General features: G+C 63.5%; 30 protein-coding genes. 20 read left to right on the forward strand and 10 right to left on the reverse strand.

The window, feature by feature from the left end; genetic code table 11:
- Positions 1 to 217 precede the first annotated feature (217 nt).
- The 12 genes from HAP41_RS08375 (at position 218) to HAP41_RS08430 (ending at position 12,399) form a co-directional block, all read left to right on the forward strand.
- Positions 218 to 541, forward strand: a complete 324-nt coding sequence (locus tag HAP41_RS08375; protein WP_063985245.1) for an STAS domain-containing protein — start codon at positions 218 to 220, stop codon at positions 539 to 541.
- Positions 541 to 906 carry a response regulator gene (locus tag HAP41_RS08380; RefSeq protein ID WP_008142319.1) on the forward strand — a complete coding sequence of 122 codons (366 nt, stop codon included), beginning with the start codon at positions 541 to 543 and terminating at the stop codon, positions 904 to 906. The genes HAP41_RS08375 and HAP41_RS08380 overlap by 1 nt, the downstream gene beginning before the upstream one ends.
- Complete coding sequence (locus HAP41_RS08385) at positions 903 to 2,990, forward strand: chemotaxis protein CheA (protein ID WP_166103649.1); 2,088 nt, start codon at positions 903 to 905, stop codon at positions 2,988 to 2,990. The genes HAP41_RS08380 and HAP41_RS08385 overlap by 4 nt, the downstream gene beginning before the upstream one ends.
- Positions 2,990 to 3,451, forward strand: a complete 462-nt coding sequence (locus HAP41_RS08390) for a chemotaxis protein CheW (protein ID WP_071916276.1) — start codon at positions 2,990 to 2,992, stop codon at positions 3,449 to 3,451. Before HAP41_RS08385 ends, HAP41_RS08390 begins: the two co-directional genes overlap by 1 nt.
- A gap of 38 nt (positions 3,452 to 3,489) precedes the next feature.
- Positions 3,490 to 5,187: a methyl-accepting chemotaxis protein gene (locus HAP41_RS08395; protein WP_166103647.1), complete on the forward strand. Its 1,698-nt coding sequence runs from the start codon at positions 3,490 to 3,492 to the stop codon at positions 5,185 to 5,187.
- A gap of 36 nt (positions 5,188 to 5,223) precedes the next feature.
- Positions 5,224 to 5,700, forward strand: a complete 477-nt coding sequence (locus HAP41_RS08400) for a chemotaxis protein CheW (RefSeq protein WP_063985241.1) — start codon at positions 5,224 to 5,226, stop codon at positions 5,698 to 5,700.
- A gap of 60 nt (positions 5,701 to 5,760) precedes the next feature.
- Positions 5,761 to 7,563, forward strand: coding sequence for a methyl-accepting chemotaxis protein (locus HAP41_RS08405; RefSeq protein WP_166103645.1), 1,803 nt, complete (start codon positions 5,761 to 5,763; stop codon positions 7,561 to 7,563).
- A 138-nt stretch (positions 7,564 to 7,701) separates the two neighbouring features.
- Positions 7,702 to 8,556, forward strand: a complete 855-nt coding sequence (locus HAP41_RS08410; protein WP_071916273.1) for a CheR family methyltransferase — start codon at positions 7,702 to 7,704, stop codon at positions 8,554 to 8,556.
- A gap of 16 nt (positions 8,557 to 8,572) precedes the next feature.
- On the forward strand, positions 8,573 to 9,664 hold the full coding sequence (locus HAP41_RS08415; RefSeq protein WP_166103643.1) for a protein-glutamate methylesterase/protein-glutamine glutaminase: 1,092 nt from the start codon (positions 8,573 to 8,575) through the stop codon (positions 9,662 to 9,664).
- Positions 9,665 to 9,669: 5 nt separating this feature from the next.
- On the forward strand, positions 9,670 to 11,391 hold the full coding sequence (locus tag HAP41_RS08420; RefSeq protein WP_175618156.1) for a chemotaxis protein: 1,722 nt from the start codon (positions 9,670 to 9,672) through the stop codon (positions 11,389 to 11,391).
- A gap of 152 nt (positions 11,392 to 11,543) precedes the next feature.
- Positions 11,544 to 11,990 (forward strand): hypothetical protein, encoded by a 447-nt coding sequence (locus HAP41_RS08425; protein WP_014497533.1) that lies wholly within the window; start codon positions 11,544 to 11,546, stop codon positions 11,988 to 11,990.
- 124 nt (positions 11,991 to 12,114) lie between these two features.
- Positions 12,115 to 12,399 (forward strand): hypothetical protein, encoded by a 285-nt coding sequence (locus tag HAP41_RS08430; protein ID WP_166103640.1) that lies wholly within the window; start codon positions 12,115 to 12,117, stop codon positions 12,397 to 12,399.
- A gap of 23 nt (positions 12,400 to 12,422) precedes the next feature.
- Here the strand turns inward: HAP41_RS08430 and HAP41_RS08435 are convergent, their stop codons facing one another.
- The 3 genes from HAP41_RS08435 to HAP41_RS08445 all read right to left on the reverse strand — a co-directional run bounded on the left by HAP41_RS08435 (position 12,423) and on the right by HAP41_RS08445 (position 13,935).
- Entirely contained in the window at positions 12,423 to 12,788 is a 366-nt protein-coding gene (locus HAP41_RS08435) for a VanZ family protein (RefSeq protein WP_166103638.1), read from the reverse strand.
- Positions 12,789 to 13,286: 498 nt separating this feature from the next.
- On the reverse strand, positions 13,287 to 13,538 hold the full coding sequence (locus HAP41_RS08440; RefSeq protein ID WP_063985235.1) for a hypothetical protein: 252 nt from the start codon (positions 13,536 to 13,538) through the stop codon (positions 13,287 to 13,289).
- 223 nt (positions 13,539 to 13,761) lie between these two features.
- Positions 13,762 to 13,935 (reverse strand): hypothetical protein, encoded by a 174-nt coding sequence (locus tag HAP41_RS08445; protein ID WP_166103634.1) that lies wholly within the window; start codon positions 13,933 to 13,935, stop codon positions 13,762 to 13,764.
- Positions 13,936 to 14,696: 761 nt separating this feature from the next.
- Here HAP41_RS08445 and HAP41_RS08450 point away from each other — a divergent pair.
- The 4 genes from HAP41_RS08450 to HAP41_RS08465 all read left to right on the forward strand — a co-directional run bounded on the left by HAP41_RS08450 (position 14,697) and on the right by HAP41_RS08465 (position 16,193).
- Positions 14,697 to 15,080 carry a hypothetical protein gene (locus tag HAP41_RS08450; RefSeq protein ID WP_166051456.1) on the forward strand — a complete coding sequence of 128 codons (384 nt, stop codon included), beginning with the start codon at positions 14,697 to 14,699 and terminating at the stop codon, positions 15,078 to 15,080.
- A gap of 135 nt (positions 15,081 to 15,215) precedes the next feature.
- Positions 15,216 to 15,386, forward strand: coding sequence for a hypothetical protein (locus tag HAP41_RS08455; RefSeq protein ID WP_162136531.1), 171 nt, complete (start codon positions 15,216 to 15,218; stop codon positions 15,384 to 15,386).
- An 87-nt stretch (positions 15,387 to 15,473) separates the two neighbouring features.
- Positions 15,474 to 15,719, forward strand: a complete 246-nt coding sequence (locus HAP41_RS08460) for a hypothetical protein (RefSeq protein ID WP_224580911.1) — start codon at positions 15,474 to 15,476, stop codon at positions 15,717 to 15,719.
- Between the two features lie 51 nt (positions 15,720 to 15,770).
- Positions 15,771 to 16,193 carry a hypothetical protein gene (locus tag HAP41_RS08465; protein WP_028150369.1) on the forward strand — a complete coding sequence of 141 codons (423 nt, stop codon included), beginning with the start codon at positions 15,771 to 15,773 and terminating at the stop codon, positions 16,191 to 16,193.
- Between the two features lie 28 nt (positions 16,194 to 16,221).
- Here HAP41_RS08465 and HAP41_RS08470 read toward each other — a convergent pair whose 3' ends face one another.
- Both HAP41_RS08470 and HAP41_RS08475 read right to left on the reverse strand, forming a co-directional pair.
- Positions 16,222 to 16,956 carry a metallophosphoesterase family protein gene (locus HAP41_RS08470; protein ID WP_166103627.1) on the reverse strand — a complete coding sequence of 245 codons (735 nt, stop codon included), beginning with the start codon at positions 16,954 to 16,956 and terminating at the stop codon, positions 16,222 to 16,224.
- Between the two features lie 111 nt (positions 16,957 to 17,067).
- A complete protein-coding gene (locus HAP41_RS08475) occupies positions 17,068 to 17,391 on the reverse strand; it encodes a hypothetical protein (RefSeq protein ID WP_071916268.1) in 324 nt (107 codons plus the stop codon).
- Between the two features lie 396 nt (positions 17,392 to 17,787).
- Between HAP41_RS08475 and HAP41_RS08480 the strand changes: the two genes are divergently transcribed.
- The 3 genes from HAP41_RS08480 (at position 17,788) to HAP41_RS08490 (ending at position 21,647) form a co-directional block, all read left to right on the forward strand.
- A complete protein-coding gene (locus tag HAP41_RS08480; protein ID WP_029085027.1) occupies positions 17,788 to 18,648 on the forward strand; it encodes a tyrosine-type recombinase/integrase in 861 nt (286 codons plus the stop codon).
- Between the two features lie 20 nt (positions 18,649 to 18,668).
- Entirely contained in the window at positions 18,669 to 19,895 is a 1,227-nt protein-coding gene (locus HAP41_RS08485) for an IS91 family transposase (protein ID WP_166053869.1), read from the forward strand.
- Between the two features lie 405 nt (positions 19,896 to 20,300).
- The gene (locus tag HAP41_RS08490) at positions 20,301 to 21,647 is read left to right on the forward strand and encodes an IS5 family transposase (protein WP_166053956.1); all 1,347 of its coding nucleotides are present in this window, start codon (positions 20,301 to 20,303) and stop codon (positions 21,645 to 21,647) included.
- 271 nt (positions 21,648 to 21,918) lie between these two features.
- On the opposite strand, the gene HAP41_RS08495 is transcribed toward HAP41_RS08490, so the two are convergent.
- The 4 genes from HAP41_RS08495 to HAP41_RS08510 are packed head-to-tail and all read right to left on the reverse strand — an operon-like array spanning position 21,919 to position 24,890.
- Positions 21,919 to 23,484 (reverse strand): GMC family oxidoreductase, encoded by a 1,566-nt coding sequence (locus HAP41_RS08495; protein WP_166103623.1) that lies wholly within the window; start codon positions 23,482 to 23,484, stop codon positions 21,919 to 21,921.
- 29 nt (positions 23,485 to 23,513) lie between these two features.
- Complete coding sequence (locus tag HAP41_RS08500; RefSeq protein WP_063985596.1) at positions 23,514 to 24,062, reverse strand: hypothetical protein; 549 nt, start codon at positions 24,060 to 24,062, stop codon at positions 23,514 to 23,516.
- Positions 24,063 to 24,107: 45 nt separating this feature from the next.
- Positions 24,108 to 24,503 carry a VOC family protein gene (locus HAP41_RS08505; RefSeq protein ID WP_166103618.1) on the reverse strand — a complete coding sequence of 132 codons (396 nt, stop codon included), beginning with the start codon at positions 24,501 to 24,503 and terminating at the stop codon, positions 24,108 to 24,110.
- A complete protein-coding gene (locus tag HAP41_RS08510; protein WP_175618155.1) occupies positions 24,504 to 24,890 on the reverse strand; it encodes a c-type cytochrome in 387 nt (128 codons plus the stop codon).
- Positions 24,891 to 25,193: 303 nt separating this feature from the next.
- Between HAP41_RS08510 and HAP41_RS08515 the strand changes: the two genes are divergently transcribed.
- Positions 25,194 to 25,499: a hypothetical protein gene (locus tag HAP41_RS08515; protein ID WP_166103615.1), complete on the forward strand. Its 306-nt coding sequence runs from the start codon at positions 25,194 to 25,196 to the stop codon at positions 25,497 to 25,499.
- Between the two features lie 69 nt (positions 25,500 to 25,568).
- On the opposite strand, the gene arfB is transcribed toward HAP41_RS08515, so the two are convergent.
- Entirely contained in the window at positions 25,569 to 25,988 is a 420-nt protein-coding gene (arfB, locus tag HAP41_RS08520; protein WP_063985592.1) for an alternative ribosome rescue aminoacyl-tRNA hydrolase ArfB, read from the reverse strand.
- Positions 25,989 to 26,024 lie beyond the last annotated feature (36 nt).

Here is a 26,024-nt window from a genome sequence, read left to right on the forward strand (position 1 = left end):
AACGCCCGGGCTGCGGCGAACTGACTCAAGACTGCGCACAGCGCATGCGAATTGAGCGAACCATGCACGTCTGCATGCATGCGCGAAGTTCTTCGGTTTGTGACCCGTAGTTGTACGGTGATGCCCATTAGGGGTTTGCACACTCTCCCAAGCGAATAGTCGTCGCGCGAGATTCGCGTCATGCGTGCAGCGAATCCCGAGGAAATCTGGGGAACGAATGCCGTCTGACGTCACTGAGCCGAAGTGGTCCCTACGGCTGCCTGCAGATTGCAGCATCGCTGCGATCCGCAGCGTCTATGACCTGATCCGCGAAGCTTTCGGCCGGCAGGACCGGCTCGAGATCGATTGTTCGAGCGTCGACAAGGCCGACGTAACCTCGATCCAGCTTCTGCTGTCGACCGCCAAGACGGGCGAGGCCCAAGGCCGCCCGGTGGTGCTCACATCATTCTCCCAGTCTCTGCGCAACACCCTTCGCCGCGCCGGCTTCGCCAGCGATGCGATGATCGATCAGCACTTCCCGCAAAAGAAAGATGGCACCTGATGGCCACGATTCTCACGGTCGACGATTCCCCCAGCATCCGTCAGATGATCAAGGTCGTGCTCGAGCCGGCCGGTCACAACGTGATCGAGGCCGGCGACGGCGCGCAAGGGCTCGCCAAGGCGCAGGCCGGCAAGCTCGACCTCGTCATCACCGACCTCAATATGCCCGTCATGAACGGGCTGGAGCTGATCCGGGCGCTGCGCAAGCTGCCGAGCGCGGTCGGCATGCCCATCGTGTTCCTGACCACCGAATCCAACGATACGGTGAAGCAGGAAGCCAAGAGCGCCGGCGCCACCGGCTGGATTACCAAGCCGTTCAAGCCGGAGCAGCTGCTCGCCGTGGTCGGCAAGCTGGTGCGTGCATGAACGCGATAGACCCGACAGAGGTCTTTCGCCAGGAAGCCAGCGAGCTGTTCGAGGTCCTGGAAGGGGCCTTGCTCGATCTCGGCCAGCGTCCCGACGACCGCGAGCTGGTCGATTCCGCCTTCCGCGCCCTGCATACGATCAAGGGCTCGGGCGCCATGTTCGGCTTCGACAAGGTCGCCTCCTTTACGCACGAATTCGAGACCGCGTTCGACCGCGTCCGCAAGGGCGAGATCAAGCCGACGCAGGAGCTGATCTCCGTCGCGCTTGCGGCCAAGGACTATATCCGCGCGCTGATCGAGGATCCGCAGTCGACCGACGACATCATCGGCGAGGCCATCCTCGACGACCTCAAGCGCTTCGTGTTTCCCGACCGGCCTGCTGCTCCCGTTGCCGAAATCGCAGAAGCACCGCCGCTGGCTCCCAGTGAAAGCAAGCAGACCGGCTGGCACCTGTATCTGGAATTTGAATCCCACATCCTGCGCAACGGCTCGAACCCGCTCGATCTGCTGGAAGACCTCTGCAAGCTCGGCCCGTGCTTCGTCGTGCCCGTGACCGATGGCATCCCGTTCCTCGACGAGATGGAGCCGGAAGACTGCTATCTGAAGTGGGACGTCAAGCTGCACGCGGCCTGCGACAAGGACGCGATCGACGACGTCTTCATGTTCGTCCAGGACGAGATGAAGCTGACGCTCTCGCCGCTCGAGCAGGTCGAAGCGCCCGCGCCGCTGCCGCTGTTCCAGCTCCTCGACGAGGAGCCGGCTCCTGCGGCCGAGATGGCCGCGCCGGCGGTCGAGGCTGTTGTTGCGCCTGTCGCCGCGCAGCCCGTCGCAAAGGCGGAGCCGAAGCCGGAAGCCACGCCTGTATCCAAGTCTGAACCGAAACCCGAGGCCAAGCGCGACGATCGCGGCATCGCCACCGTCCGCGTCCAGGCCGAGCGTCTCGACGAGTTGATGGATCGGGTCGGCGAGCTCGTCATCGCCCAGGCGCGGCTGACGCAGCTCGCCTCGTCCGGCTCGGATCTCTCGATCAAGATGATCGCCGAGGAAATCGAGCGCCTCGCCTCCTCCCTGCGCGACACCACGATGGGCGGGCGCATGGTACCGATCGGCTCGCTGTTCGGCCGCTTCCGCCGCCTGGTGCATGATTTGTCGCGCGACCTGTCGAAGCCGGTCGAATTCGTCACCACGGGCGAGGACACCGAGCTCGACAAGACCATGATCGAGTGCCTGGCCGATCCGCTGGTTCACCTGATCCGCAACGCCATCGACCATGGCATCGAAGACACCGCGACCCGCTCCGCCAACGGCAAGACGGAGCAAGGCCGGATCGAGCTCGCGGCCGTTCATTCCGGTGCGCAGGTGCTCGTCACCGTGAAGGACAATGGCGGCGGCCTCAACACCGCGCGCATCCGCGCGAAAGCGGAAGAGCAGGGGCTGATCGCCTCCGGCGCGGTGCTGACCGATCACGAGATCCACCAGTTCCTGTTCCACCCGGGCTTCTCGACCGCGCAGACCATCTCGGCGCTGTCGGGCCGTGGCGTCGGCATGGACGTGGTCAAGCGCACCATCGAGAACATGCGCGGCACGATCGATCTGTCGACCCGGCCGGGCCAGGGCACCACGGTGACGCTGCGTCTGCCGCTGACGCTTGCAATCATCGAGGGTCTTTTGATTCGCGTCGGCGAGGGCCGCTACATCATTCCGTTGTCGGCGGTGGAGGAATGCGTCGAGCTGACGGCCGAGGACGAACGCTCCCGCGGCCGCAATTTCCTCAACGTGCGCGGCAACCTCGTGCCGTTCCTGCGCTTGCGCGAGATCATGACCGCATCGGGCGCGCCTGACCGGCACCAGAAGACGATCATCATCTCGACCGGCGAGACCCGCGTCGGCCTGGTCGCCGACCAGATCATCGGCAACCACCAGACCGTGATCAAGTCGCTGTCCAAGCTGCACTCCGACGTCACGATCTTCTCCGGCGCGACCATTCTGGGCGATGGTACGGCGGCGCTGATCCTCGATGTCGCACAGCTCGTCGCGATGGCGCAGTCGAAGGTCGAGAAGCAGCACATCAGCGAGGCGGCGTGATGAACGAGGCGCATACGGGCGAACATCAGGTCGACGCGATGCAGGTCGTGATGATCGGCCTCGGCGAGGAGAAGTTTGCGCTCGATGCCGGCCTCGTGCGCGAGATCATCGATCCCGTGCCGGTGACCAAGGTGGCCGGCGCGCGGGCCTTCGTTCCGAGCGTCATCAACGTGCGTGGCAACGTCATTCCGCTCGCCGACCTGCGCATTCGCTTCGGCATGCCGCAGCTCGACGACTCCGCCGACACCCGCATCGTCGTCATCGAGATCGAGCTCGACGGCGAGCCGGTGCTGGTCGGTGTCACTGCCGACAAGGTCTATGAGGTCACGGAGATATCGCAGACCGACGTGCAGCAGACGCCGCGCGTCGGCATGCACTGGAAGCCGGAATTCATCCGTTTCATCGCCAAGTGGCGTGAAGAGTTTGTCATCGTTCCCAACATGGAACGCATCCTGAATTGAAATGAGGTCTCGGGGCGAGACTGGGGTAGGGGCTGGAAATGAGATTCACGGTCAAGGCAAAGCTTGCCATCGCGTTCGGTGTGGTCCTGTTGCTGTCGATGGCGGCGGGCGGCCTCGCTTATGTGAAACTGAGCGAGATGATCGACACCGCCGACAGTCTGGTGTCGCGTGCCAACCGGATGGACCGTGCGGCGGAGATCGAGAAGGGTATCCTGCTTCAGGTTCGCGCCGAGAAGAACCTCATTCTCGCGCCTGAAGGCGAGGCGGATCGTTTTATCGCCGAAATCGCCAAGCAGCGCGAGACGCTCTCGAAGTTGAAGGAAGAGATCCAGGCCGCGGCTTCCCCCGAAGGCAAGAAACTCATGGAGAATTTCGGCGTCGCGTATGCGCGGATGAACGCCGTTCAGGACGACGCCCTCAAGACCGCCCGGACCGACAAGGCGAAAGCCGCCGAGCGCTCCATGACCGAGGTCCGCAAGGCGGTCGCCGAGGCCATGGAAGCCGCCAACGTCTACGTCACCAACGTCAAGAAGAACATGGCCGCTCAGGCGGCCCAGGCTCACGAGGACGGCAACCGGGCCCAGCTCCTGCTGATCTCGGCCGTGCTGGCTTCGCTTGTCATCGGCCTGATCGCCGCGATCTGGATTTCCTTGAGCATCTCCCGCGGTCTCGGCCGCGCCGTCGGGCTCGCCGGCGCGGTTGCCGATGGCGATCTCAGCCAGTCGATCAAGGTCACAAGCAACGACGAGATCGGCGATCTCGTTACCTCGCTGAACTCCATGGTCGAGAAGCTCAAGCAGATCGTCGCCGAAGCACTCACCGCGGCGCAGAACGTCTCGGCCGGCAGCCAGGAGCTTTCGGCCAGTGCCGAGCAGCTGTCGCAGGGCGCGACCGAACAGGCCTCGTCGGCCGAAGAAGCCTCGTCCTCGATGGAAGAGATGGCCTCGAACGTGAAGCAGAATGCCGACAACGCCAACCAGACCGAGAAGATCGCCGCGCAGTCGGCCAAGGACGCGGAAGCCAGCGGCGTCGCCGTGGGGCGTGCCGTCAATGCGATGCAGACCATCGCTGAGAAGATCACGATCGTGCAAGAGATCGCGCGCCAGACCGACCTGCTTGCCCTCAACGCCGCGGTCGAGGCCGCACGCGCCGGTGAGCATGGCAAGGGCTTTGCCGTGGTCGCGTCCGAAGTGCGCAAGCTCGCCGAACGCAGCCAGGCGGCCGCGGCCGACATCGGTACGCTGTCGACGGAAACCGTGAAGGTCGCGCGGGAAGCCGGCGACATGCTGTCCAAGCTTGTGCCCGACATCAAGAAGACTGCCGAGCTGGTCCAGGAGATCACGGCGGCCTGCCGCGAGCAGGACGTCGGCTCGGCCCAGATCAACCAGGCGATCCAGCAGCTCGACAAGGTCGGCCAGCAGAACGCCAGCGCCTCCGAGCAGGTGTCCTCGACCTCCGAGGAGCTCGCCTCGCAGGCCGAGCAGCTTCAGTCCACCATCTCGTTCTTCCGCATCGAGCATGCCGGTCGCGGCGAGGCTGCTGCGCCCGCGCCGATCGACCGTGCGGTCACCCAGCTCCGCGCCAAGGCCGCGCACATGGCGGCAGCGGACCGCGGCGTCAAGAAGCCCGCGCCCGCCCGCAAGCCGGCGCGCGCGATGAAGGTCGCCAATGGCGGCGGCTTCGCCTTTGACATGCAGGACGGCGAAGACGACCGCGACGCCGAGTTTCAGCGCTGACCGCAACTTGAAAACAATCTGACTCTGGACCGTACCATGGCCGCAACCTCGCAATATCTGACGCTCGGGCTCGCCGGCGAGACGTTCGGCATCTCGATCCGCAATGTCCGGGAAATTCTTGACATGCGGCCGATCTCACGGCTGCCGCATGCGCCGAATTTCCTGCTCGGCATGATCGACGTGCGCGGCAGCGGCTATCCCATCGTCGACCTCCGCACCAAGCTCGGCCTGCCGGCCGTGGAAGCGACTGAAGCGACCCGCATCATCATCCTCGACGTGCCGATGAAGGATCGCCTGGTCGGCGTCGGCTTCGTGGCCGATTGCGTGTTCGAGGTCACCGATATCGACGAGCAGGCGATCGAACCCATCCCGGAGGTCGGCGGCAAATGGCAGTCCGACTATGCCGCCGGGATCGGCCGCAAGGGCGAGAAATTCGTCGTCATCTTCGATCTCGCCAAGCTGATGGCGAACGACGAGATCCCGGAAGGGCGCGATACCTCTCGCGCCGCCTGAATTTGCAAGCGTGAAGCGTGGTCAAGCGTAAGCACCCCAATTCGAACCAACGAGACTGACATGAGATTCACCGTCAAAGCCAAGCTTGCCAGCGCCTTCGGCGTCGTCATCCTGCTGTCCATGATCGCCGGTGCGGTCGGCTATATGAAGCTGGCGGACATGGTCAGCACCACCGAGCTTCTGGTCAGCCGTGCGGGCCGGATGGAAAAGGCCGCGGAGCTGAAGGAAGGCATCCTGTTCCTTGTGCGCGCGGAGAAGAACGCGATTCTCGCAGCGTCCGATGCAGAGCACGAGCAGTTCCAGGCCGACCTCATCAAGAACCGCGATGCGATCACCAAGTCGAAGGACGAGATCTACGCGGCTGCCAGCGAAAGCGGCAAGAAGCTGATGGAAGTCTTCAACGTCGCTTTCGCCAAGCTCAACGCCTATCAGGACGAGACGGTCCGGCTCGCGAAGACCGACAAGCCGAAGGCCCTGGACCGCTCCATGCATGATGGCCGCAAGGTCGTTGCGGACGCGATCGAAGCGGCCGACGTCTACATCAAGAATGTCAAGAAGAACATGGCTGAGCAGGCCGAGCAGTCCAAGCAGGACGGTGCGCGCGCCGAGATGCTGCTGATGAGCCTGGTCATTGCCTCGCTCCTGATCGCCGCGGTCGCGGCGACCTGGATTGCGCTGAACATCAGCCGTGCGCTGGCGCAGGCGGTGGGTCTCGCTGATGCGGTGGCGATCGGCGATCTCAGCCACAAGATCGAGTCCTCCAGCAATGACGAGATCGGCGATCTCATCAAGTCGCTGAACGCGATGACGGTCAACCTCAACGCGACGGCGGCGCTCGCCAACCAGATCGCACAGGGCGATCTCATGGTCGAGGCCAAACCGCTGTCGGACAAGGATACGCTCGGCCTCGCGCTCGAGCGCATGGTGGAGAAGCTCCGTCAGATCGTGTCGGAAGCCCTGACCGCGGCGCAGAACGTCTCCGCTGGCAGCCAGGAGCTCTCGGCCAGTGCCGAGCAGCTCTCGCAGGGCGCGACCGAGCAGGCCTCGTCCGCCGAGGAAGCCTCGTCCTCGATGGAAGAGATGGCCTCGAACGTGAAGCAGAACGCCGACAACGCCAACCAGACCGAGAAGATCGCCGCGCAGTCCGCCAAGGATGCCGAGGCCAGCGGCGCCGCCGTCGGCCGCGCCGTCAACGCGATGCAGACCATCGCCGAGAAGATCACGATCGTGCAGGAGATCGCGCGCCAGACCGACCTGCTCGCGCTCAACGCCGCGGTCGAGGCCGCGCGCGCCGGCGAGCACGGCAAGGGCTTTGCCGTGGTTGCGTCCGAAGTGCGCAAGCTCGCCGAACGCAGCCAGGCGGCCGCCGCCGAGATCGGCACGCTCTCGACTGAAACCGTCAAGGTCGCGCAGGAGGCCGGCAATATGCTCTCCAAGCTCGTCCCAGATATCAAGAGGACGGCAGAGCTCGTCGAGGAAATCACCGCCGCCTGCCGCGAGCAGGACGTCGGCTCGGCCCAGATCAACCAGGCGATCCAGCAGCTCGACAAGGTCGGCCAGCAGAACGCCAGCGCCTCCGAACAGGTCTCCTCGACCTCGGAGGAGCTCGCCTCGCAGGCCGAGCAGCTTCAGTCGACGATCGCCTATTTCCGCATCGAGCAGGGACGCGGCCAGGCCGCCGCGCCGATCGACCGGGCGGTTACCCAGCTCCGCGCCAAGGCGGCGACAATGGCGGCTGTCGAGCGGCCGGCCAAGAAGCCGCAGGCGAGGCCGGCGCGCGCGGTGAAGGCGGCCGGTGGCGGCGGCTTCGCCTTCGACATGAACGACGGCGAGGACGATCGGGACGCCGATTTCCAGCGCTGAGAGCGGTCAAGAGGTCGGCCCATCCTTCACCGGTGGGCCGATCCGCCGTCAGTGATCGTGTAAACGCGCGGGATTCAAGATGGCCCGTTCGGCCCGACATTCAGTGCAGGCGGCCATCGCGGATCGGGGCATTCAGCCATGATGCCCGCCGTGCAGGATACGGTCGTCCATCTGTCCGACCGCCACTTCCGGACCATCGCCGAACTGATCGAGGGCCAGGTCGGCATCAAGCTGCCGCAGGGCAAGCGGCTGATGCTGGAGGGGCGGCTGCACAAGCGCGTGCGCGCGCTGAACTTCTCCGACCTCAACGAGTATGTCGACAACCTGTTCGAGGCCGATCATTTCGACACCGAGCTGACCCATCTCATCGATGTGGTGACGACCAACAAGACCGACTTCTTCCGGGAGCCCCAGCACTTCACCTTCATGAGGGACGTCGCGATCCCGGCCCTGCTCAAGTCGCACGGGCGGAAGAACGCGAACCTGAAGATCTGGAGCTCGGCGAGCTCCACCGGCATGGAAGCCTACACCACCGCCATGGTGCTGGACGACATGACGCGGAACGGCTCGCGGTTTCAGTACCGCATCCTCGGGACCGACATCTCGACCGCGGTGCTGCGACTTGCCAAGTCCGCGATCTACACCCGCGACGTGCTCGCCCCGGTGCCGGAGCCCTTCGTGAAGCGTTATTTCCTGTCGTCGCGGGACAAGTTGCGCGGCGAAGTGCGGGTGGTGCCGGAATTGCGGCGCATGACGCATTTCATGAGGATGAACCTCATGGATAAGTCCTACCCCGTCGACCGGGACGTCGACATCATCTTCTGCCGCAACGTCCTGATCTATTTCGAGCGCGAGACCCAGCGCAAGGTGATCGAGCAATTGTGCAGCCATTTGCGGCCCGGCGGCTATCTTCTGGTCGGTCATTCGGAATCGATGATTCACAGTGCAGTGCCGGGTCTGAAGCAAGTTCAGCCAACCATTTTCAAGGTCTAGCCGGAGCGCAACCAGAATGCCGAGGGAGAAAGTTCGCGTACTGATCGTGGACGATTCGGCGTCGGTGCGCCAAATCCTGCAAACGATCCTCAACGACGATCCTGACATCGAGGTGATGGGGGCGGCCTCTGATCCGTTCGCGGCGGCGCGCCGCCTCCAGAACGAAATCCCCGATGTCATGATCCTCGACCTGGAAATGCCGCGCATGGACGGCATGACTTTCCTGCGCAAGATCATGGCGCAGCGCCCGATTCCGGTGATCATCTGCTCCTCGCTCACCGAGGAAGGTTCCAACGTGATGTTCGAGGCGTTCGAGGCGGGCGCGGTCGACATCGTGCCGAAGCCGAAGATCGACACCCGGCAGGCGCTGCTCGAATGCTCGACGCGGCTGCGCGAGGCCGTGAAATCGGCAGCGCGCGCGCGGGTGCGTCCGCGGGCGGAGCGCCGTATGATCGAGAGGAAGCTGACCGCCGACGCCATCATCCAGCCGCCGGTGCAGGGCAAGGTCCGGCCGACGACTGAGCGCATCGTATGCATCGGCGCATCGACTGGCGGCACCGAAGCGCTCAACGACGTCCTCGAGATGCTGCCGCCGCACTGTCCTCCCATCGTCATCGTCCAGCACATGCCGGCAGGGTTCACCGCGGCCTTCGCCAGACGTCTCGACAGCGTCTGCCAGGTTCGCGTCAAGGAAGCCGAGGACGGCGAGCCGGTGCTGCCGGGCTGCGCCTATATCGCGCCGGGCGCCCGTCACATGCTGCTCCAGCGCATCGGCCTGCGCTACCAGATCGCGATCAAGGACGGCCCGCCGGTGTCGCGGCATCGCCCGTCGGTCGACGTGCTGTTTCGCTCCGCGGCCCAGCATGCCGGCGCCAACGCGCTCGGCGTGATCATGACGGGCATGGGCGACGACGGCGCGCGCGGCATGCTGGAGATGCGCAAGCTCGGCGCCTCGACACGCGCGCAGGACGAGGAGAGCTGCGTGGTGTTCGGCATGCCCAAGGAAGCCATCGCGCATGGCGGTGTCGAGAAGGTCGTCTCGCTGCATCATATCCCGCGCGAGATCATGCTCTGGTATCAGGCCGGACACGTTGCGGTGGCAGGTTGATTGCGATGTCCGCCATTCCAGCCAACACGCTCACCGAGGCGATCGTCGCGATCGAGGATGTCTCGTCGCGGATCGAGGACGTCTTCGCGCGCGTCGGTCACGAGCTCGGTCGCGGCCACCTCATCTTCAAGGAGCTGAACCAGGGCCTCGCGACGCTCTCGGAGGAACTCTCCGGCGCCGAGATCGAGGGCGCGGCCACCGCGCTACAGGAGATCGCCGCGCGGCTCAGCGAGCTGGCAGAGGCGCTGCCGTCCGAGAGCGCGCTGCTTGCGACCATCGGCACCAGCACGGCGGAGGCGTCCGCGCTGCTCAAGCCGCTGTTCAAGCATATCCAGATGATCACCATCATCGCGCGCAGCGCGCGGATCGAGGCGGCCTCGCTGGATGGCGATCGCGAGGGCTTTCTCGCCTTCACGCAGGAAGCCTACGATCTCGGCAAGGCGGTACAAGGTTCGATCGAGGGCTGCGCGCGGGACCAGCAGCGCCTGTCGGAAGCCGTTGCGACCGCGTCCGGTCGGCAGAGGGAATTCGAGAGCCGCTACCGGAGTCAATTGGTGTCGGAGAGCGCCGAGCTCGGCGCAGCCTATTCCGGATTGCGCGGCCAGCGCCGCGACAGCAGCCAGCTCGCCGACCTCGCGAGCACCAGCACCAGGAAGATCGCCGAGGCGGTCGGCGGCGCGATCATTTCCTTGCAGGCCGGCGACAGCACGCGCCAGCGCCTCGAACATGTCTGTCATGGCCTCGGCCAGGCGGCGGAAGCTGCGCCGGGCCTCGTTCCCGAACGGGGTGCGAGCGAGGACGGCGCGCGCGCGATCTGCCAGTTGCAGGCGGCCTTGCTCAGGGACGCCCAGCGTGAATTTGGCGGCGACATCGGCCAGATCGTTCGCGCGCTCACGGCCATCCTGCACGATGCGGGCAATGTCGTCGGCCATGGCCGCACGCTGTTCGGCGGCGAGGATGGCGGCCCGTCATCGTTTCTGGCGCGCATCAAGCAGGCACTGGCACATGCCTCGACCCTGATCGCCACCTGCGAAAGCGCCGGCCGCTCGGTCGACGAGGCGCTCGCCATCGTCGAGGACACGCTGGCAAAGTTTCGCCAGGCCATCGCCGGGCTCGCCGAGGCGACCGTCGACATCACCCTGATCGGAATGAATGCCGGCCTGAAGGCAAGCCATTTGGGCAGTCGCGGCAGCGCGTTCGTCGTGATCGCCAACGAGCTCAAGGCGACCGCCGACCAGGTTTCGGCGGGCGCGGGGCGCTTGCGGCCTGTGCTCGACGGCATCGAGCGCTCTGCGAACGAGCTAAAGGAGCTCCGCGTCCGGGGCGATCCCACGCAGCTCGCCAAGTTCGAGCCGCAGATCCTCCAGGCGCTGCGCGAGGTCGAGGTCGGCAATGAACGGCTCGGCAAGCTGATGAGCCGGCTCGTCGATGAAGGCGCGGAATTCGAAGGCCTGATGAATTCGGCGCAAGGTCTGATGAGCTCGCTAGGCGAGAGCGCCGCGGCCTTGCCCGCGGTTGCCGCGCGCCTCGAGACCGCGAGCGCGCAGCGGCCGCAGCCGGAGGCGCAGGATCAGGCGATGCTCGATGATCTCTTCGCGCGCTACACGATGGAGCGCGAGCGGGACGTTCGCCGCGAATTCCTGCAAACGCTTGGCCTCGCGTCGATCGCCGCCACGCGTCGCATCGAAGCGGTCGAGACCGCGGATGACGGTATAGAGCTGTTCTGACGTTCGCCGCCGCCGGCGGCGCGCGTCGGCGGCAATTCGACGGATTGGGTTTTCGGAGCATTAACCTTGCCCGAAGGGCCGGCCGTTAGGTCATTGTCGCGCCCCAGAGTTGGTCGCAAATACAGGGCGATCTTCACCTCGGAAAATTCCCCATGCTGAGAGACGGTAAATACGCTGCCTGGTTCAGGACCTCACGAGGTCAGGGCACCGGCATCGTGGATCTGGCCGAGGGCCGGATCTCGGGCCGCGACAGCTTCTTTACTTATGGTGGTTCCTACCGGGTCGATGAGCAGCACTTCTCGGCCGTCCTGACCGTGAACCGGCATGCCGACGGCCCGCTGAGCGTGTTTGGGCCTGATGAGGTCGAGGTCAAACTCTCGGGTGTGTGCAACGGCCTGGTGGCGAGCTGTTCGGGAACGGCCAAGGAAGCGCCCGACGTGAAGTTCGAGGCGACGCTGATCTACAGCCAGGAAGATGCGCCGGCAGCCGACGCGAAATGCGCGGTCGTGAAGCTCAACGCCGACAAGCTGCCCAAGGGCCTCGACAACCGTTCCCGGCCGCGTCATCCGTTCACGCCGCCCAAGGCGCCTGTGTCGTAGGGTGCGGGCTTTTAGCTTTGCATTGACGCTGTTGTCGCGAAATCACGGCGCGACTGGACTGCGGCAACACTAGTTTTAGAGGTGAAATCTAGGTTGGGGCCCATAACAAAAGGCGGACAGGGACATGCCTCAGATCTGGATGACATATGACGAACTCGCGACCCTCAGCGGCTGCAGCGCTGCCGAGGCCAGGATGCAGGCGATGCATCTGTCGCTCGATCGCCGCAAGAGCCGCGACGGGAACACCCGCGTCAAGCTGAACCTCGCCTTGATGGCCCGGTTCTTCGAGACCGTTCGCGAAGCCGAATTCGACCTCGATGACGCGATCACGGCGCTGCGCGATGCCCATCGCCAGATGTCCGGGGTTCTTTCGACCAGTCAGCCGAGCTTGCGACGCGGAGTGGCGTAAGTTCTCGCGGCGCCGCGGCCGCCTCAGGACGGCGGCCTCGGCAGGAAAGCCAGGATGGTTTGGGCCAGAAGGACGCCGACGGTGCCGCCGGCGGCCTTTTGCAGCACATCGATGAATCGTGGATCACGATCCGGCGTCACCGCCTGCAAGACCTCTAACCCGACTGCGACGGCGACCACGAACGCGCAAGCCAGCCTGACGCGCCCCGGTAGCAGGAAGGACAGCAGGAAGCCCAGCAGACCGTAGGCGCTGAAGCGCTCAATCACGACGACCCAGTAGGCCTCCGCGTGGCCCATGAGTGCCGGCCGGCCCGCGAGCTTGGCCAGCGTCGCATAAACGATGAGCACGAGACAGATAACCGCGGCTGCGATGAGATGGTTGCGACGCATTGCGCCAACATAGCCGGTCGACCGGCTGGCCGCTTTCGAAAGCCAAGAACATCGTTAAGGTTCACAAACCCTCGAGGGCATGAACCAAGGTTCACGGGCGAGCCGCGGAGCCGTGGCTACGGCCCAATCCGCATGCATTCAGTTGACGTCAAACGTGGCGGTGCAGTCGCGATGTCACGCGGACGGCGCTGAATTGGCGAGGGCAGGCATTCATCTGCCAGTTCTTCCGCCTGGTGACCCAAAGCCGCACTGCCAAGAACAGGAAGTTGATGCCGAACCAGATCGACATCACGATAAGGAAGGAGCATGCCATGACGGCTCCGCCTCCCGCTTTCTTTCGAAAGCAATGCGGAGCTCGGCTGAGAGTTCCGCCTTCAGGGGAACGGGCAGGCGATCGCGCCTGCCCAAATTCTCGTCATCGACAAAACCAGGCCACCCCGGTCAGGCACAAAGCAACATGCCTGACCGCATGACCAAGCCGTTCGCAGGGACCGACGTTCAACGCCGATTGTAGGTCCAGCCCTTGTCGACATTGGTCGGGTAGTGGGCTGCGAAGTACGGATTCTTGAGGCAGTTGCGCGCGGGATCGAAAATCCAGTCGGCGCATTCCCGGTAATTCAGGAATCGGCAGTCGAAACCGAAGGCGCACCACGGCGCGCCGTTTGGAAATCCGAACCCCACGGGGACTTGCGCCGACGCTACTGAGGGCAGAGCCAGGAGCAGAGCTACGGCGAGCGCGCGGGACAACATGGTGCATTCCTCCAACAATCTATCAAACTGAGACCGAAGCCGGTCCGGCGACCGTTTTGCGCCGAAAAGGGACGATGTTCAATCTTCATCGTTGGATAGTCTAACATCCGGGTGCGGAGAGATCGAGAGTGCTGAAGCGATCGGCCCATGTCGATTGGCGGCTGCCATGCATCGATTGATGAGGCGGACGCACCCGTCCATGACGTGTCGCGCGCGGCCGACGCTAGCCCTTCTTGGCGCCCTTGGATTTCAGCGACAGGCCGAGGCGCAAGGCCATACGCTTGATCGCATCGGGCGAGCGCCCGAGAAGTTTTGCTGCCTCTTCCAGCGAAGTCGAAGACTTGGCCAATTCCATCAGCCGGCGGTCTTCCTTGAACGACCAGGGCCTGCGCGCCATAACCGAAATCATCCTCTCGTCGACACAAAGACAAAGCCGCCAAGCGGACCCACGTTCGCTCGACGGCTTTGCTTGGGTGGGGCCGGGCCTGGGGGAGCCCGGTGAGAAGATGGATATGCGATCCACTAAGGTTCGCAACAAACAACGCGGATTAAGCTAACCGCTCAACCTTACCGCGATGAAATCGGCGTGTTGCGCTCCGTATAACCACGGAGTTTCGCTAACCAAGATCGGTCTGCACGCTTTGATGGTGGGGATCGAGGATGTTCTGCCACGACGTCTGGTTGTCAGAACCGGCGCACGGTCTTCGCAAGTCCGCGCTCGAAATCCTCGCGGGGGCGCATGCCGATATCCGAGACCCAACTCCGCGTCTCGACGCTGCGGCAAGACTCAGCAGCTCCGCCAATCCGCGCGGACTGTTCTGATGAGCATGGAAGAAGTGCCGATCCCCGAGCCGTCGCCGAGCAGCCGTCGAAACAGCGACCGGTCTTGCCGCGTGGTGGTGATGAGGATTCTCCTGAGGTCGGCGAACGTCAGGCTGGACCGCAGACACTGGATCATCGGCTTGCGAAGACAGGCAGGAGCTGCTCGGACGCCATGCTGACGATGGAGGCGAGCAGGGAACTTGTTCCCTGCGATGTGTCCCTCAATGTCCTCCAAGCTCAGGCCGGCAACCTCCACTTGACAATGGATGGTACGGCGTTTCGGCGTCAGCACTTGTGCGCGATTAGGAATTAAGTGCTTCGAGATCACGACATTGTTTGCTTCGAGATCACGACGTCGATTCGAGCGATCAACTTGAATTGAATCGGCGCCGGTTGGTCGCAACGGCTTCGAACGAGAAAAAATCCAATCGCGATGCATGCGGCAGCGGTTTGACGAGCAGTATTGTGCTTCTCTCGGTTGAGTCGTCACGAGATCGTCGAATTCGTTCGGCTATGGTGCGCGCGCACGAACAAATCAAAATCAACAAAATCAAGAAGACCGAGATGCTTCAAAAGGCGCGAGCGGCACTTCCTCTCACGAAGCTCAGAGAGCGGGCGTTTGAAGGCGCGTTTTTCAGCGTCGCGCTGATCGCGATGGCGGGCTGGGTGTATTTCATCACGCTGATGCTGGTGCGATTGTTCCTCTGGTTTTTCGGTTGACGCACGAGCCAGATCAGTTCGCATGCAGGGTGCTGCCCAAAAAATCCCTGGCATGACGAGAAAATCAGCGGCGGTGATCATGATCTCGACACAACTCGAGGATGAGACTGCCGGTGTCACTGGAACGAATTGCGAATGATGCTGCTCGCGATCCTGGTCTCGCTCCTCGCTGGCTTTGGCGCAGGCTACGCGACACGCGCGCTGCGGCCCCGCGAGCGCGCGGAGCGTCATCCGTTCCACCGTCCCTACAGTCCCACCGCGTTCCGGCAGAACAGTTCATTGGCGAGGGCGCGGCGTGCATTCTGAGGATTTACAACCGGCGTGCGGTTCTCGCGTTGCGGCTCGCATGGCGGCGGAGGGGAGTGAATCATGACGGGATTTCGGGGAGACGCCATGACGAGCCCGACGTACAACGCGCCACGGCGGTATTTCGTCGATGGGGGAGGTCGCCGCGTCCTGATCGGCCTGACGCCAGAGGAGACGTTCGAGTTCGAGCGGCTCGACAGCGAGCAGGCGCAGGTCGCGCCCGATGCCGGCGAGCGGCGCAGGCTCGAGCTCTATGAGAAGCATGAGGGGGCCTGGAGGGCCTGGATGGCGCAAAGCCGCACCGAGCGACGCGAAGGATTCAGCCTTTATTAACCATCGCGGGCCCATTTTCTAGTCTGGCGCCTCGAACCGGAAAATGCACGCATGTTTCAGCTCTTCCTGCGGGCCCGCACCCATAACTTCCTGAAAGACCGTTTCGGCGGAGAGCAGGTGTTCCGCGCGCGCTCGCCCGAGCGCGACGCCGAAACCGATCGCACCCGCATCGAAGCCATCATGGTTGCGATCGATGACGCCCTGCATGCGGCGGAGCGCGAGCAGTCAGGTCTCAACCGGCGGGTCGAGGACGTGCTGGCGCGCGCCGCCGTGACGATCGGCAACGGCGACGACGAATATCTCGAGCGCGAGGCGCTCGACAATCACCACCAGGACCTGTTCGACAAGGAAATCCTGAACGGCCAGCGCCGACTCAAGGAGCTCGGCGCCTCGATCGCCCATTTCAAGTTCCTGAAGGCGGCGATGCTGAGCCGTTTCCCGGACTACCGGCCTCCGGCGAGCCCCACCAACTGACGCTTGATACGGCGCGCGAGCGAGACCGCTAGATCGCGAGCATGCTGTTGCCCTGAATGGACAGCAGCGTCAGGTTTCCGGTGGCATAGGCCCCGGTATCGATGTTGGCCCGGTTCTCGAGCAACTCGGCCTGCTTCACCGGCGTATGGCCGTGCACGACGTATTTGCCGAAGCGCCTGTTGCTTTGCAGGAACTCGTCCCTGATCCACAACAGGTCCTGCTCGCGCTGCTCGGAGAGCGGAATTCCCGGACGCACCCCTGCATGGACGAAGAAGAAGTCGCCGCATGTGAAGGTCGGCCGCAACTGGCGCAGGAACGCGATGTGCTCCGGCGGCATCACGGATGTGAGCTCGCGAACCAGATCGGGCAACTCGTCCTTGCCAAGGCCGGGCGCGGCCGACACGCCGTACGACATCAGGGTCTGGAGCCCGCCGAACTGAAACCATTCCGCGGCGCGCGCGGGATCTTCCAGCACCGAGGTGAAATAGGCCTCGTGATTGCCCTTGAGAAAGACGGTGTTGCGGCGGCGGCTGCGGTTGATCAGGAGATCGAGGGTATGACGCGAGTCCGGTCCGCGATCGATGTAGTCGCCGAGGAAGACCTCGATCGCGCGAAACGGCCGGCTGTTCGCCATGTCCGCATCGATCACGGCGAACATCTGCTCGAGCAGATGCGCGCAGCCGTGGATATCGCTGATCGCATAGATGCGCACGCCGTTCGGTAGCTTCGGCCGGGGCGAATTTCGGGGCGCAATCATGGACATGGGGTGCAACTCTTTCAAAGAGCTTCGCCCGGGATGTCAATATGCTATCGGCGAATCTGGGTGTCCGAGCAGGTTTTTTTTACCCCTGCCGGCAAGCCTGCGCCTGCCCGATCATTCACCAGCGTTGCGAATCACCCGTCCCCAAGCTTGCGCGAGGCTGGCCGAGTTGCCGCTGTCGAACGATGGTGCGGCCTTGCCGCGATAGGCGGCCTCTCGCGCGCGGACCAGAACCGCGCCGCAGAAATAGCCAAGCTGGAGCACCGACGCGAAGACGAGAATCGTCACAACGATGTGAGCTGAATCATGTCCCTGCCAGGCGGAGCCCACACCGAGGATCGTGGCGCCAAGAACGATGGCGGGCGGCAGGATGAAGATCCGGAATCGGCCTCCCAGCAACGATCCGATCAGCAGACTGAAAATGGCAACCGTACTCACGACGCAACTCCTCGAATTGGTCACGAGTGTTAATGGCCGCGGACTAATAACGGCTTAAGCGGCATGGTTGAACAGCCGTTCAAATGCGCGCGACAATGCTGTGCGAAAATGACGCGATTTGGTGTGAAACGCGGCGTGATGCCTGCTTAATTGTCACGCGTGTGACAGTAGTCGTCCGTGAACAAGGCTCTAAGCGATTGAGCGAGAGTCTGTTTTTCGGATTTGAGACGGTTTGAGATTGCAGGGATTGGGAGGTAAAGACCGCCAAAGCCTGCAAATTCGATTGTGGATTGAACGAAGCCGCTGCCGCGGCGTAGGGGGCAAGGTGGCATAGATCGCCTCCTGGCTGAGAGGATGTGGGTGTTGGAGCCCACCCCCTCAGACAGGAGTATCGAGATGGCCGATTTGAGCCCTCTTCGCCGCCGCATGATCGAAGACATGACCGTCCGCAATCTGTCGCCGGCGACGCAAAGATCCTACATCAGCGCGGTTTCGAAGTTCAGCCGCTATTTTGGCCGATCGCCTGACCGGTTAGAGCTGGAAGACGTCCGCGCCTTCCAGGTGCATTTGGTCTCGACCGGCATCTCATGGCCGGCGCTGAACCAGATCGTCTGTGCGCTACGGTTTTTCTACGGCGTCACGCTCGGCGAGGCGCTCATCCCAGAGCGCATTCCCTATGCGCGAGAACCGCGCAAGCTGCCGGTCGTTCTCAGCGCCGACGAAGTGGTTCAGTTTCTTGAAGCGGTATCGAGCCTGAAGAGCCGCGCCGCGCTCACCACCGCCTATGCGGCCGGGCTCAGGGCCTCGGAGGTTGCGGGACTGCGGATCGAAGACATCGACAGCGCCCGCGGCGTCATCCAGGTGCGCCACGGCAAGGGCGCGAAGGATCGCAACGTGATGCTGTCGCCCCAGCTGCTGGGCATCCTGCGCACCTACTGGCGGCTCGCCCGGCCGCGGCTTTATCTGTTCCCTGGTCGTGACGAAGATCATCCGATCGATCAGACCGTGCTGCATGCCGCCTGCCGGTCGGCGGTGAAGGCTGCGGGCCTGACCAAGCGCGTCACGCTGCACACGCTGCGCCACAGCTTCGCGACACATCTTCTCGAGAACGGAACCGATATCCGGATCATCCAGGTCTTGCTCGGGCACAATAATTTGTCGTCGACAGCGCGCTACACGCAGGTCGCCACCGATACGATCCGAGCGACGCAGAGCCCGCTCGATCGCCTGTCGCTGGAGGTGACGCCACCTGGATGACCCGCAGCGGGATGCGGGTCATGACCCGCTCCGACATCCGCTCCAACAGGCCCGCCATCGAGATTGCCGATATTCTGCGCCGGCATGGCGACGCCTATCGCCGTGTACATGCCGGTCATCTGGGGCGGGTCGAGCGGCGCGTGATGAGCGCGATCGTTGCGTGCCGGACCGAGGCGCTCGGCGGCCACATGCAGGCTTGCGACGACTGCGGCACGACACGCGTTGCCTATAATTCCTGCCGCAATCGGCACTGTCCGAAGTGTCAGGGGAGAGCCCGAGCCGCGTGGCTCGCCGCGCGTCAAGCCGACCTGCTTCCGGTTCCCTATTTCCACGTCGTCTTTACACTTCCCGCACCGATCGCCGCGATCGCTTTCCAGAACAAGGCCGTCGTCTATGCCATCCTGTTCAAGGCTGCCGCCGAGGCGATGACGACGCTCGCCGCCAATCCACGCCGGCTCGGCGGTGCGATCGGCGGCGTCGCCGTCCTCCACACCTGGGGACAGACGCTGATGCATCATCCCCACGTCCATTGCGTCGTTCCGGGTGGCGGCCTCTCGCCCGATGGCGCGCGCTGGACCGCTTGCCGACCGAACTTCTTCCTGGCCGTCAAACCGTTGTCCAGACTATTTCGCACACTTTTTCTCAAACGTCTGTCGGCAGCCTTCAACTCCGGTGCCTTGCGTTTCTTCGGCGATCTCGGAGCTCTGGCCGAGCCGGCTGCCTTTGCGGCCCACCTCGACGCCATGCGACGCATCAACTGGGTTGTTTACGCCAAGCGGCCCTTCGGCGGACCCGCACAGGTCCTGGCCTATCTCGGCCGCTACACCCATCGCGTCGCGATCGCCAACAGCCGGCTCGTCGCACTCGACGACGATCATGTCGCCTTCTCATGGAAGGACTATCGCCAAAACAGCGCGACAAAGATCATGAATCTCAAGCCCGATGAGTTCATTCGCCGTTTCCTGCTTCATACGCCGCCTGACGGCTTCCACCGCATCCGCCACTTCGGCTTCATGGCCAACCGCCATCGCGCTGCCAAGCTCGCCCTTTGCCGCGAACTTCTCGATCATGAGCGAACAGCCCCAAACGATGGCCAGCCGTCGCCTGTGGATTCGGAGGCTCAAACCTGGGCCGAGGTTCCTGCCTGTCCCGATTGTGGTGGCGTCATGCGCATCATTGAGCGCTTTCGACATAGCTTCAGACGCCCCAGCCCTCGAACATCACCGTTCCGATGCGACACATCGTGAGCCAAGTCATGTCGTGCACGACGATCATCATTCGTCATTTCGCTCCCAGCGTCTCGATCATCGCGGACGATGTCGAATCCGTGCTGTCACACTGCGCGACAACAACCGTCCGATGCAGCAAAAGGCCTATCGCGATCTCAGGCGAAGCGCGTCTGATCTCAACTCTTCCAGGATGCGCTCCTGTGTCTCTGCCTCACGCGCCGAGCCAGCAGATCGGGCATGGCGATCTCGAACAATCCCCATAGCTGCAAAACCGCGAATAGCCTCCCGCGCCTTCGTTCAATCCGGCTTCAATGAGGTCGCGTCATAAGCGCCTGCCGCGCCCTCGCGTGAGCGCGACCTCACAGAACCCTCCAGATTCCCTTTCGCAGCGGACCATGATTCTGTGTTGCATCGGAGGGGACGATGCGACCGAAGAAGCACAAGACGACGGGATCGAACGACCTGTTCCGGGCGCGGCTGGACCAGATCATCAATCTGAAGCACGAGCTGGTTCTGTTGGCCGGCAAGATCGATTGGGACTGGATCGACGGCGAGATCGCGCCGCTCTACAGCGAGAACGGCCGGCCGGGGATCGAGACCCGCTTCATGATCGGGCTGCTGTTGCTCAAGCAGATTTACGGGCTGTCCGATGAGGGGATTTGCGAGCGCTGGGTCCACGACCCGTATTTCCAGTACTTCACCGGCGAAGAGTTCTTCCAGCACGCCTTCCCGCACGAGCGATCGGACCTGAGCCATTGGCGCAAGCGGCTCGGCGACAAGCTGGAACTGCTGCTGGCCGAGAGCCTGCGGGTGGCGCACGAGGCCGGCGCGTTACGCGGCCAGGACCTCAAGCGGGTCACGGTCGATACCACGGTGCAGCCAAAGGCCATCACCTTTCCGACCGACGCCAAGCTGCTGCATGCGGCCATCAAGGGGCTCAATCGCCTGGCGAGAAGGCACGGCGTCAGGCTGCGGCAGTCCTATTCTCGGATCGCCAAGGCCGCCGCGATGATGGCGGGCCGCTACGCCCATGCCAAACAATTCAGGCGGCATCAGCGGCAGTTGCGTATCCTGCGCTCAAGGCTCGGCCGGATCATCCGCGATATCCGCCGCAAGATCGACGGCCAGCCAGCCCTGGAGGAGGCGTTCGCCCTTCCGCTTGGCCGGGCCAGCCAGATCCGCTCGCAGCAGCAGCGCCAACGCGGCTGGAAGCTTTATTCTTTCCATGCCCCGGAGGTGGAGTGCATCGGCAAGGGCAAGGCCTCCGCGCCGTACGAGTTCGGCGTCAAGGCTTCCATCGTCACCAACAACCGCCGAGCTCCCGGCGGTCTGTTCGTGCTACACGTCAGGGCGCTGCCCGATAATCCGTATGACGGTCACACCCTGCGCGACGTCATCGACCGCACCGAGGCACTCACCGGCTGTCCGATCGAGCGGGCCTATGTCGACAAGGGGTATCGCGGCCACGACGCTCAAAATCCACGTCGCGTCTTCATCTCCGGCCAGAAGCGCGGCGTCTTCGGGATCATCAAGCGCGAGTTGCGCCGCCGATCCGCCATCGAGCCCATCATCGGACACCTGAAGGCCGAAGGTCACCTCGGGCGCTGCTACCTCAAAGGCCGCGCAGGAGACGCCGCCAACGTCGTCCTCTCCGCCGTAGGCCACAACTTCCGCCGCATCCTCGCCTGGCTGAGAGATTTCTTGGACCTGTTCCTGATCCGGATATGGCGCACGTTCACATGTCCCATCCCGCTCAATTCGGATTCTTAACGGACGACTAGCTATCCCAACAAAAGTGTGTAACCCGGATGAAGCCCGGCGCAATCCGGGATTCAGCTCACCCGCGAGCGCCCCGGATTACGCTTCGCTCCATCCGGGCTACGATGCTCTCTCCGCCGTCATTGCGAGGAGCTCGCGATAAAATTGCGTAGCAATTTTGCGCTAGTGCGACGAAGCAATCCAGGCCGTCACCGCGGTGGGATTCTGGATTGCTTCGCTTCGCTCGCAATGACGGGGAGAGGAAACAGTTTTCTTTGAACCGTCAGATCTCCTTCTGCATCGCCCCCGCGATGTAATCAGCCTGCCGGATCGCGAGCGCGACGATGGTCAGCGTCGGATTGCAGGCCGCCCCGCTGGTGAACTGACTGCCATCCGAGACGAACAGATTCTTGACGTCGTGGCTCTGTCCGAACTTGTTGACGACGCCGTCCCGCGGCTTCTCGCTCATCCTGTTGGTGCCGAGATTGTGGGTGCTCGGATAGGGTGGCGTTGGATAGGTCACGGTGGCGCCGACGGCGTCGTAGACGGCCGCACCCTGCTTGTAGGCATGTGCGCGCATCGCGAGGTCGTTGGGATGGTCGTCGAAATGGACGCTCGCGACCGCTTGCCCGAACTTGTCTTTGACGACGGGATCGAGCGTGATGCGGTTGGTCTCCTGCGGCATGTCCTCGCCGACCAGCCACATGCCGGCCATCCTGGGATAACCGTCGAGCGCCGCGGTGAACGGACGGCCCCAGGCGCCGGGATTGAGGAACGCCGCCATGAACGGCAGGCCGATCGACAGCGTCTCCATCTCGTAGCCGCCGACGAAGCCGCGCTTCGGATTGTTGGCGGCTTCGTCACGGATGATGCCGGCCATGGTGGTGCCGCGATACATGTGCACCGACTTCTCGAACACGGCGTAGACGCTGCCGGTCATGTGCCGCATGTAGTTGCGGCCGACCTGGCCCGATGAATTGCCGAGGCCATCGGGGAACATGCTCGAGGCGCTGTTGAGCAATAGCCGCGGGCTCTCGATCGAATTGCCGGCCACCGCAACGATACGCGCCTTCTGGCGCTGCATCGCGCCACTCTCGTCGGAATAGACCACGCCGGTCACCTTGCCGCCAGCGTCATGCTCGATCTTGACCGCCATGCTGCTCGGCCGGACTTCGAGATTGCCGGTCGCCTCGCCCTTGGGGATCTCGGTGTAGAGCGTCGACCATTTCGCGCCGGATTTGCAGCCCTGGAAGCAGAAGCCGATCTGCTGGCAGGCGCCGCGGCCGTCACGCGGCTGGCTGTTGATGGCCATATTGCCGGTATGCACGGTCTTGTAGCCGAGCTTCTTCGCACCGGCCTCCAGCACCTTGAAATTATTGTTGCCGGGAAGTCCGGGAATGCCGTTGGTGCGGGTCACGCCCATCTTGTTCTCGGCCTTGGCGTACCATGGCTCGATCTCGGCGAGCGTCACCGGCCAGTCCAGCAGGTTCGCGCCGGGCAGGCCGCCGTAGGTGCTCTTCACCTTGAACTCATGCTCGTCGAAGCGCAGCGACGCGCCGGCCCAATGCGTGGTCGAGCCGCCGACCGCCTTGACGATCCAGGCGGGAAGGCCCGAAAAATCCTTGGCGACGCGCCATGTCCCCGACGTGGTGCGGGCATCGGTCCAGGCGAGCTGGGAAAAGCTCTCCCATTCGTCGTTGACGAAGTCCTGGTTCTCGATGCGCGGACCTGCTTCGAGGATGACCACCTTGACGCCCTTCTGCGCGAGCTCGTTGCCCAGCGTGCCGCCGCCGGCACCGGAGCCGACGATCACCACAACGCTGGAGTCGTTCAGATCGAATTTTGCCATATGCGTTCTCCTGAACCGTTGGGTGAGCCTTAAGCCTTCGGTAGCCAGTCGATGTCGGCAAAGCCGCGGTTGATGTAGCCGCCGTGCTCGGCGGAGGAGCCCTCGTAGCCGAAGCGCGGCCAGACCTCTTTCTGGTTGTAGAGCGACACGACGAGGTCGCCGCGCACCTTCTGGAAGAAGTCGCTCTGCTCGATCTCCGTCAGCAGCACCACGCGGTCGGCTTCCCATGGCACTTCGGCGTAAGCCACCTTGTGGCGATCCCGCGCGTTCTGATCGAGCCGCGTGATGCCGTCGCTGATCAGAGACTTGACGGCGGGGTCCTTGGCCGCCTTGCCGTCCCACGGCTTGATCGCGGTGATGTAGTAGCTGTCGCCGAGGACGTCGTGCGGATAGATGTCGCGCGCGACCTTCAGCAGCGTCTTCATCGTTGCGGGCGAGAGCGTGCTGGCATCATCCGCCCAGGCATCCTCGATGCTGACGGCGACGCTGGTCGCGACAGCGACGACCGGAACGGCGGTCGCCGCGCCCTTGAGAAAGACGCGGCGGCTGTGCTTGCTTCGACGATCGACTTCTCTCATGGCATTCCTCCGTAGATTTTGTGATTTGGATTTTTGTGATTTTGATCAGCCGAAACGACCCCCTCGCTGGATCACCTCGATTTTGTAGCCATCGGGATCGCTGACGAAGAAGAAGCGCGCCAGCGTCTTGCCGTCGTGCTTGAAGTCGCGCAGCGGTCCCGGTGCGAGCTTCTCGCGCTCGAAGCGGGCATGTTCGGTATCGAGATCCTCGACCACCACGGCAATATGTCCGTAGCCGTCGCCGAGCTGGTACGGCTCCTTGCGATCGAAATTCACCGTCAGCTCCACCTCGAAAGGTGAGGAGGGGTGACGCAGGTAGATCAGAGCAAAGTCCGAAAATTTCAGATGGTCGGCGACCTCCAAGCCGAAGGCGCGCTTGTAGAAGTCGAGCGAGCGGGCCTCGTCGAACACGCGGATCATGGAATGAACGGGCTTTGCCATTCAGTTCAGCTCCTTCAGGTAGGTGATGATGGCGGCGCGCGTCTCCGGCTTCGCCTGCCGGTAGACCATGGTCACGCCGGGAATGACGGCTTGCGGATTGCTCAGCCAGGCGTCGAGCCTGGTCTCGTCCCAGGCGAAGTCCGCTTTCGACAGCGCCTCCGAGTACTTAAAACCTTCGGTCTTGCCGGCGGGACGGCCAACGACCTTCACCAGCGCGGGGCCTTGCCGCGCCGGTTCTGACAAGCTTGTCGTGTGGCACACCGCGCATTGCTGCTTGAACAGCGTCGCGCCATCCGGCGGCTTGGCGGCCGGCAGGGGCATTTGCGCATCGGCAACCCGCGTCACCAGCACCATCGCGGTGCACAATCCAAGCACGACTGCGCGCATCGCCAAGAATCCGCCCATTCACATCAACGTGCGCAAACTCTAGGCGGCGTCAAAGATGCGGTGGTAGTAGCGGGCTGTTTCGATGCGCGCGGAAACACTGGTGGCCGCGTGTGTTCCGCAATGCCTTATATGCGGAGCACAATTCCGCGAAACCGCCGTCAAATCCCTAAACGATCACCACACCATGCGCATTGCATGACGACCGCGCCGCTTGAACTCTCTACGCGATGCAATGACCCGGTGCAGGTGAGCGGCGCAGGATGCAGCCGAGCCATTCGTCGCGGAAAAATCCAGGAGAAATGGATGAAGTTGGTGAAGACCTCGATGATCGCATGCGCTCTGTCGGCTCTCATTGCGACGCCGATTCTCGCGCAAGGCGCGCCACCCGCCAAGACAGGCGGCACCGTGCAAGGCAAGCCGATGCAAGGCAACACAATGGGCAGCGGGGACGAGGAGATGAATGCTCAGCCGGGCGCGGCGGGCGAGAAGACGGGCATGAAGTCGACCAAAGGCACCAGGGGCACGGTCGGCACCACCGGTAGCGCTGCGCACAAGGGAGCCGCCGACGATTCCGCGACGGGCGGTGCAGCCCCGGCCAAGCGTTACTAGTTCCGCCGGGTGAAGCAAGCAGACTCCGGTCGCCCTGCGGCCGGAGTTTTTTTGACTGGGTCTGCTTTGCTAGTCGTCGAAGCGGCCGCCGCCCCGCCCTGCCTTGATGTCGCTGCGGCGCTTCTTGCCGTCGAGCCGACGCTGCTTGGAGCCAAAGGTCGGCCGTGTCGCGCGCCGTGGCTTCGGCCGTATCATCGCTTCGGTCAGGATCTCGGTGAGCCGGTCGATGGCGTCCTGACGGTTGCGCTCCTGGGTGCGGAAGCGCTGGGCGTGGATCACGATCACACCGTCCTTGGTCATGCGCTGGCCGGCGATGCGGGCGAGCCGGATCACCGCATCCTCCGGCAGGGTCAGCTTGCGCGTGTCGAAGCGCAGCTGCGCCGAGGTCGAGACCTTGTTGACGTTCTGTCCGCCCGGGCCGGAGGCGCGGACAAAGCCGATCTCGATGTCGTCCTCGTCGATGACGAGATCGCGGGATATCCGCAGCATGATGGCACCATTCGTGATGTCCGGACATATCGCGGA

The sequence above is a fragment of the Bradyrhizobium barranii subsp. apii genome (assembly GCF_011516635.5).
In the GTDB taxonomy this organism is placed as follows: domain Bacteria; phylum Pseudomonadota; class Alphaproteobacteria; order Rhizobiales; family Xanthobacteraceae; genus Bradyrhizobium; species Bradyrhizobium barranii.

Bases quoted from the DNA above. Each gene is read 5' to 3' on its own strand.
- HAP41_RS08445 (WP_166103634.1), bottom strand. From the start codon at position 13,935: ATGGCGCGCAGGCCCTGGTCGTTCAAGGAAGACCGCCGGCTGATGGAA.
- HAP41_RS08490 (WP_166053956.1), top strand. From the start codon at position 20,301: ATGCGACCGAAGAAGCACAAGACGACGGGATCGAACGACCTGTTCCGG.
- HAP41_RS08480 (WP_029085027.1), top strand. From the start codon at position 17,788: ATGGCCGATTTGAGCCCTCTTCGCCGCCGCATGATCGAAGACATGACC.
- HAP41_RS08470 (WP_166103627.1), bottom strand. From the start codon at position 16,956: ATGTCCATGATTGCGCCCCGAAATTCGCCCCGGCCGAAGCTACCGAAC.
- arfB (WP_063985592.1), bottom strand. From the start codon at position 25,988: ATGCTGCGGATATCCCGCGATCTCGTCATCGACGAGGACGACATCGAG.
- HAP41_RS08405 (WP_166103645.1), top strand. From the start codon at position 5,761: ATGAGATTCACCGTCAAAGCCAAGCTTGCCAGCGCCTTCGGCGTCGTC.
- HAP41_RS08440 (WP_063985235.1), bottom strand. From the start codon at position 13,538: ATGTTGTCCCGCGCGCTCGCCGTAGCTCTGCTCCTGGCTCTGCCCTCA.
- HAP41_RS08500 (WP_063985596.1), bottom strand. From the start codon at position 24,062: ATGAGAGAAGTCGATCGTCGAAGCAAGCACAGCCGCCGCGTCTTTCTC.
- HAP41_RS08515 (WP_166103615.1), top strand. From the start codon at position 25,194: ATGAAGTTGGTGAAGACCTCGATGATCGCATGCGCTCTGTCGGCTCTC.
- HAP41_RS08505 (WP_166103618.1), bottom strand. From the start codon at position 24,503: ATGGCAAAGCCCGTTCATTCCATGATCCGCGTGTTCGACGAGGCCCGC.
- HAP41_RS08425 (WP_014497533.1), top strand. From the start codon at position 11,544: ATGCTGAGAGACGGTAAATACGCTGCCTGGTTCAGGACCTCACGAGGT.
- HAP41_RS08510 (WP_175618155.1), bottom strand. From the start codon at position 24,890: ATGCGCGCAGTCGTGCTTGGATTGTGCACCGCGATGGTGCTGGTGACG.
- HAP41_RS08385 (WP_166103649.1), top strand. From the start codon at position 903: ATGAACGCGATAGACCCGACAGAGGTCTTTCGCCAGGAAGCCAGCGAG.
- HAP41_RS08485 (WP_166053869.1), top strand. From the start codon at position 18,669: ATGACCCGCTCCGACATCCGCTCCAACAGGCCCGCCATCGAGATTGCC.
- HAP41_RS08465 (WP_028150369.1), top strand. From the start codon at position 15,771: ATGTTTCAGCTCTTCCTGCGGGCCCGCACCCATAACTTCCTGAAAGAC.
- HAP41_RS08390 (WP_071916276.1), top strand. From the start codon at position 2,990: ATGAACGAGGCGCATACGGGCGAACATCAGGTCGACGCGATGCAGGTC.
- HAP41_RS08395 (WP_166103647.1), top strand. From the start codon at position 3,490: ATGAGATTCACGGTCAAGGCAAAGCTTGCCATCGCGTTCGGTGTGGTC.
- HAP41_RS08455 (WP_162136531.1), top strand. From the start codon at position 15,216: ATGATGCTGCTCGCGATCCTGGTCTCGCTCCTCGCTGGCTTTGGCGCA.
- HAP41_RS08420 (WP_175618156.1), top strand. From the start codon at position 9,670: ATGTCCGCCATTCCAGCCAACACGCTCACCGAGGCGATCGTCGCGATC.
- HAP41_RS08400 (WP_063985241.1), top strand. From the start codon at position 5,224: ATGGCCGCAACCTCGCAATATCTGACGCTCGGGCTCGCCGGCGAGACG.
- HAP41_RS08435 (WP_166103638.1), bottom strand. From the start codon at position 12,788: ATGCGTCGCAACCATCTCATCGCAGCCGCGGTTATCTGTCTCGTGCTC.
- HAP41_RS08375 (WP_063985245.1), top strand. From the start codon at position 218: ATGCCGTCTGACGTCACTGAGCCGAAGTGGTCCCTACGGCTGCCTGCA.
- HAP41_RS08430 (WP_166103640.1), top strand. From the start codon at position 12,115: ATGCCTCAGATCTGGATGACATATGACGAACTCGCGACCCTCAGCGGC.
- HAP41_RS08495 (WP_166103623.1), bottom strand. From the start codon at position 23,484: ATGGCAAAATTCGATCTGAACGACTCCAGCGTTGTGGTGATCGTCGGC.
- HAP41_RS08415 (WP_166103643.1), top strand. From the start codon at position 8,573: ATGCCGAGGGAGAAAGTTCGCGTACTGATCGTGGACGATTCGGCGTCG.
- HAP41_RS08410 (WP_071916273.1), top strand. From the start codon at position 7,702: ATGATGCCCGCCGTGCAGGATACGGTCGTCCATCTGTCCGACCGCCAC.
- HAP41_RS08380 (WP_008142319.1), top strand. From the start codon at position 541: ATGGCCACGATTCTCACGGTCGACGATTCCCCCAGCATCCGTCAGATG.
- HAP41_RS08460 (WP_224580911.1), top strand. From the start codon at position 15,474: ATGACGAGCCCGACGTACAACGCGCCACGGCGGTATTTCGTCGATGGG.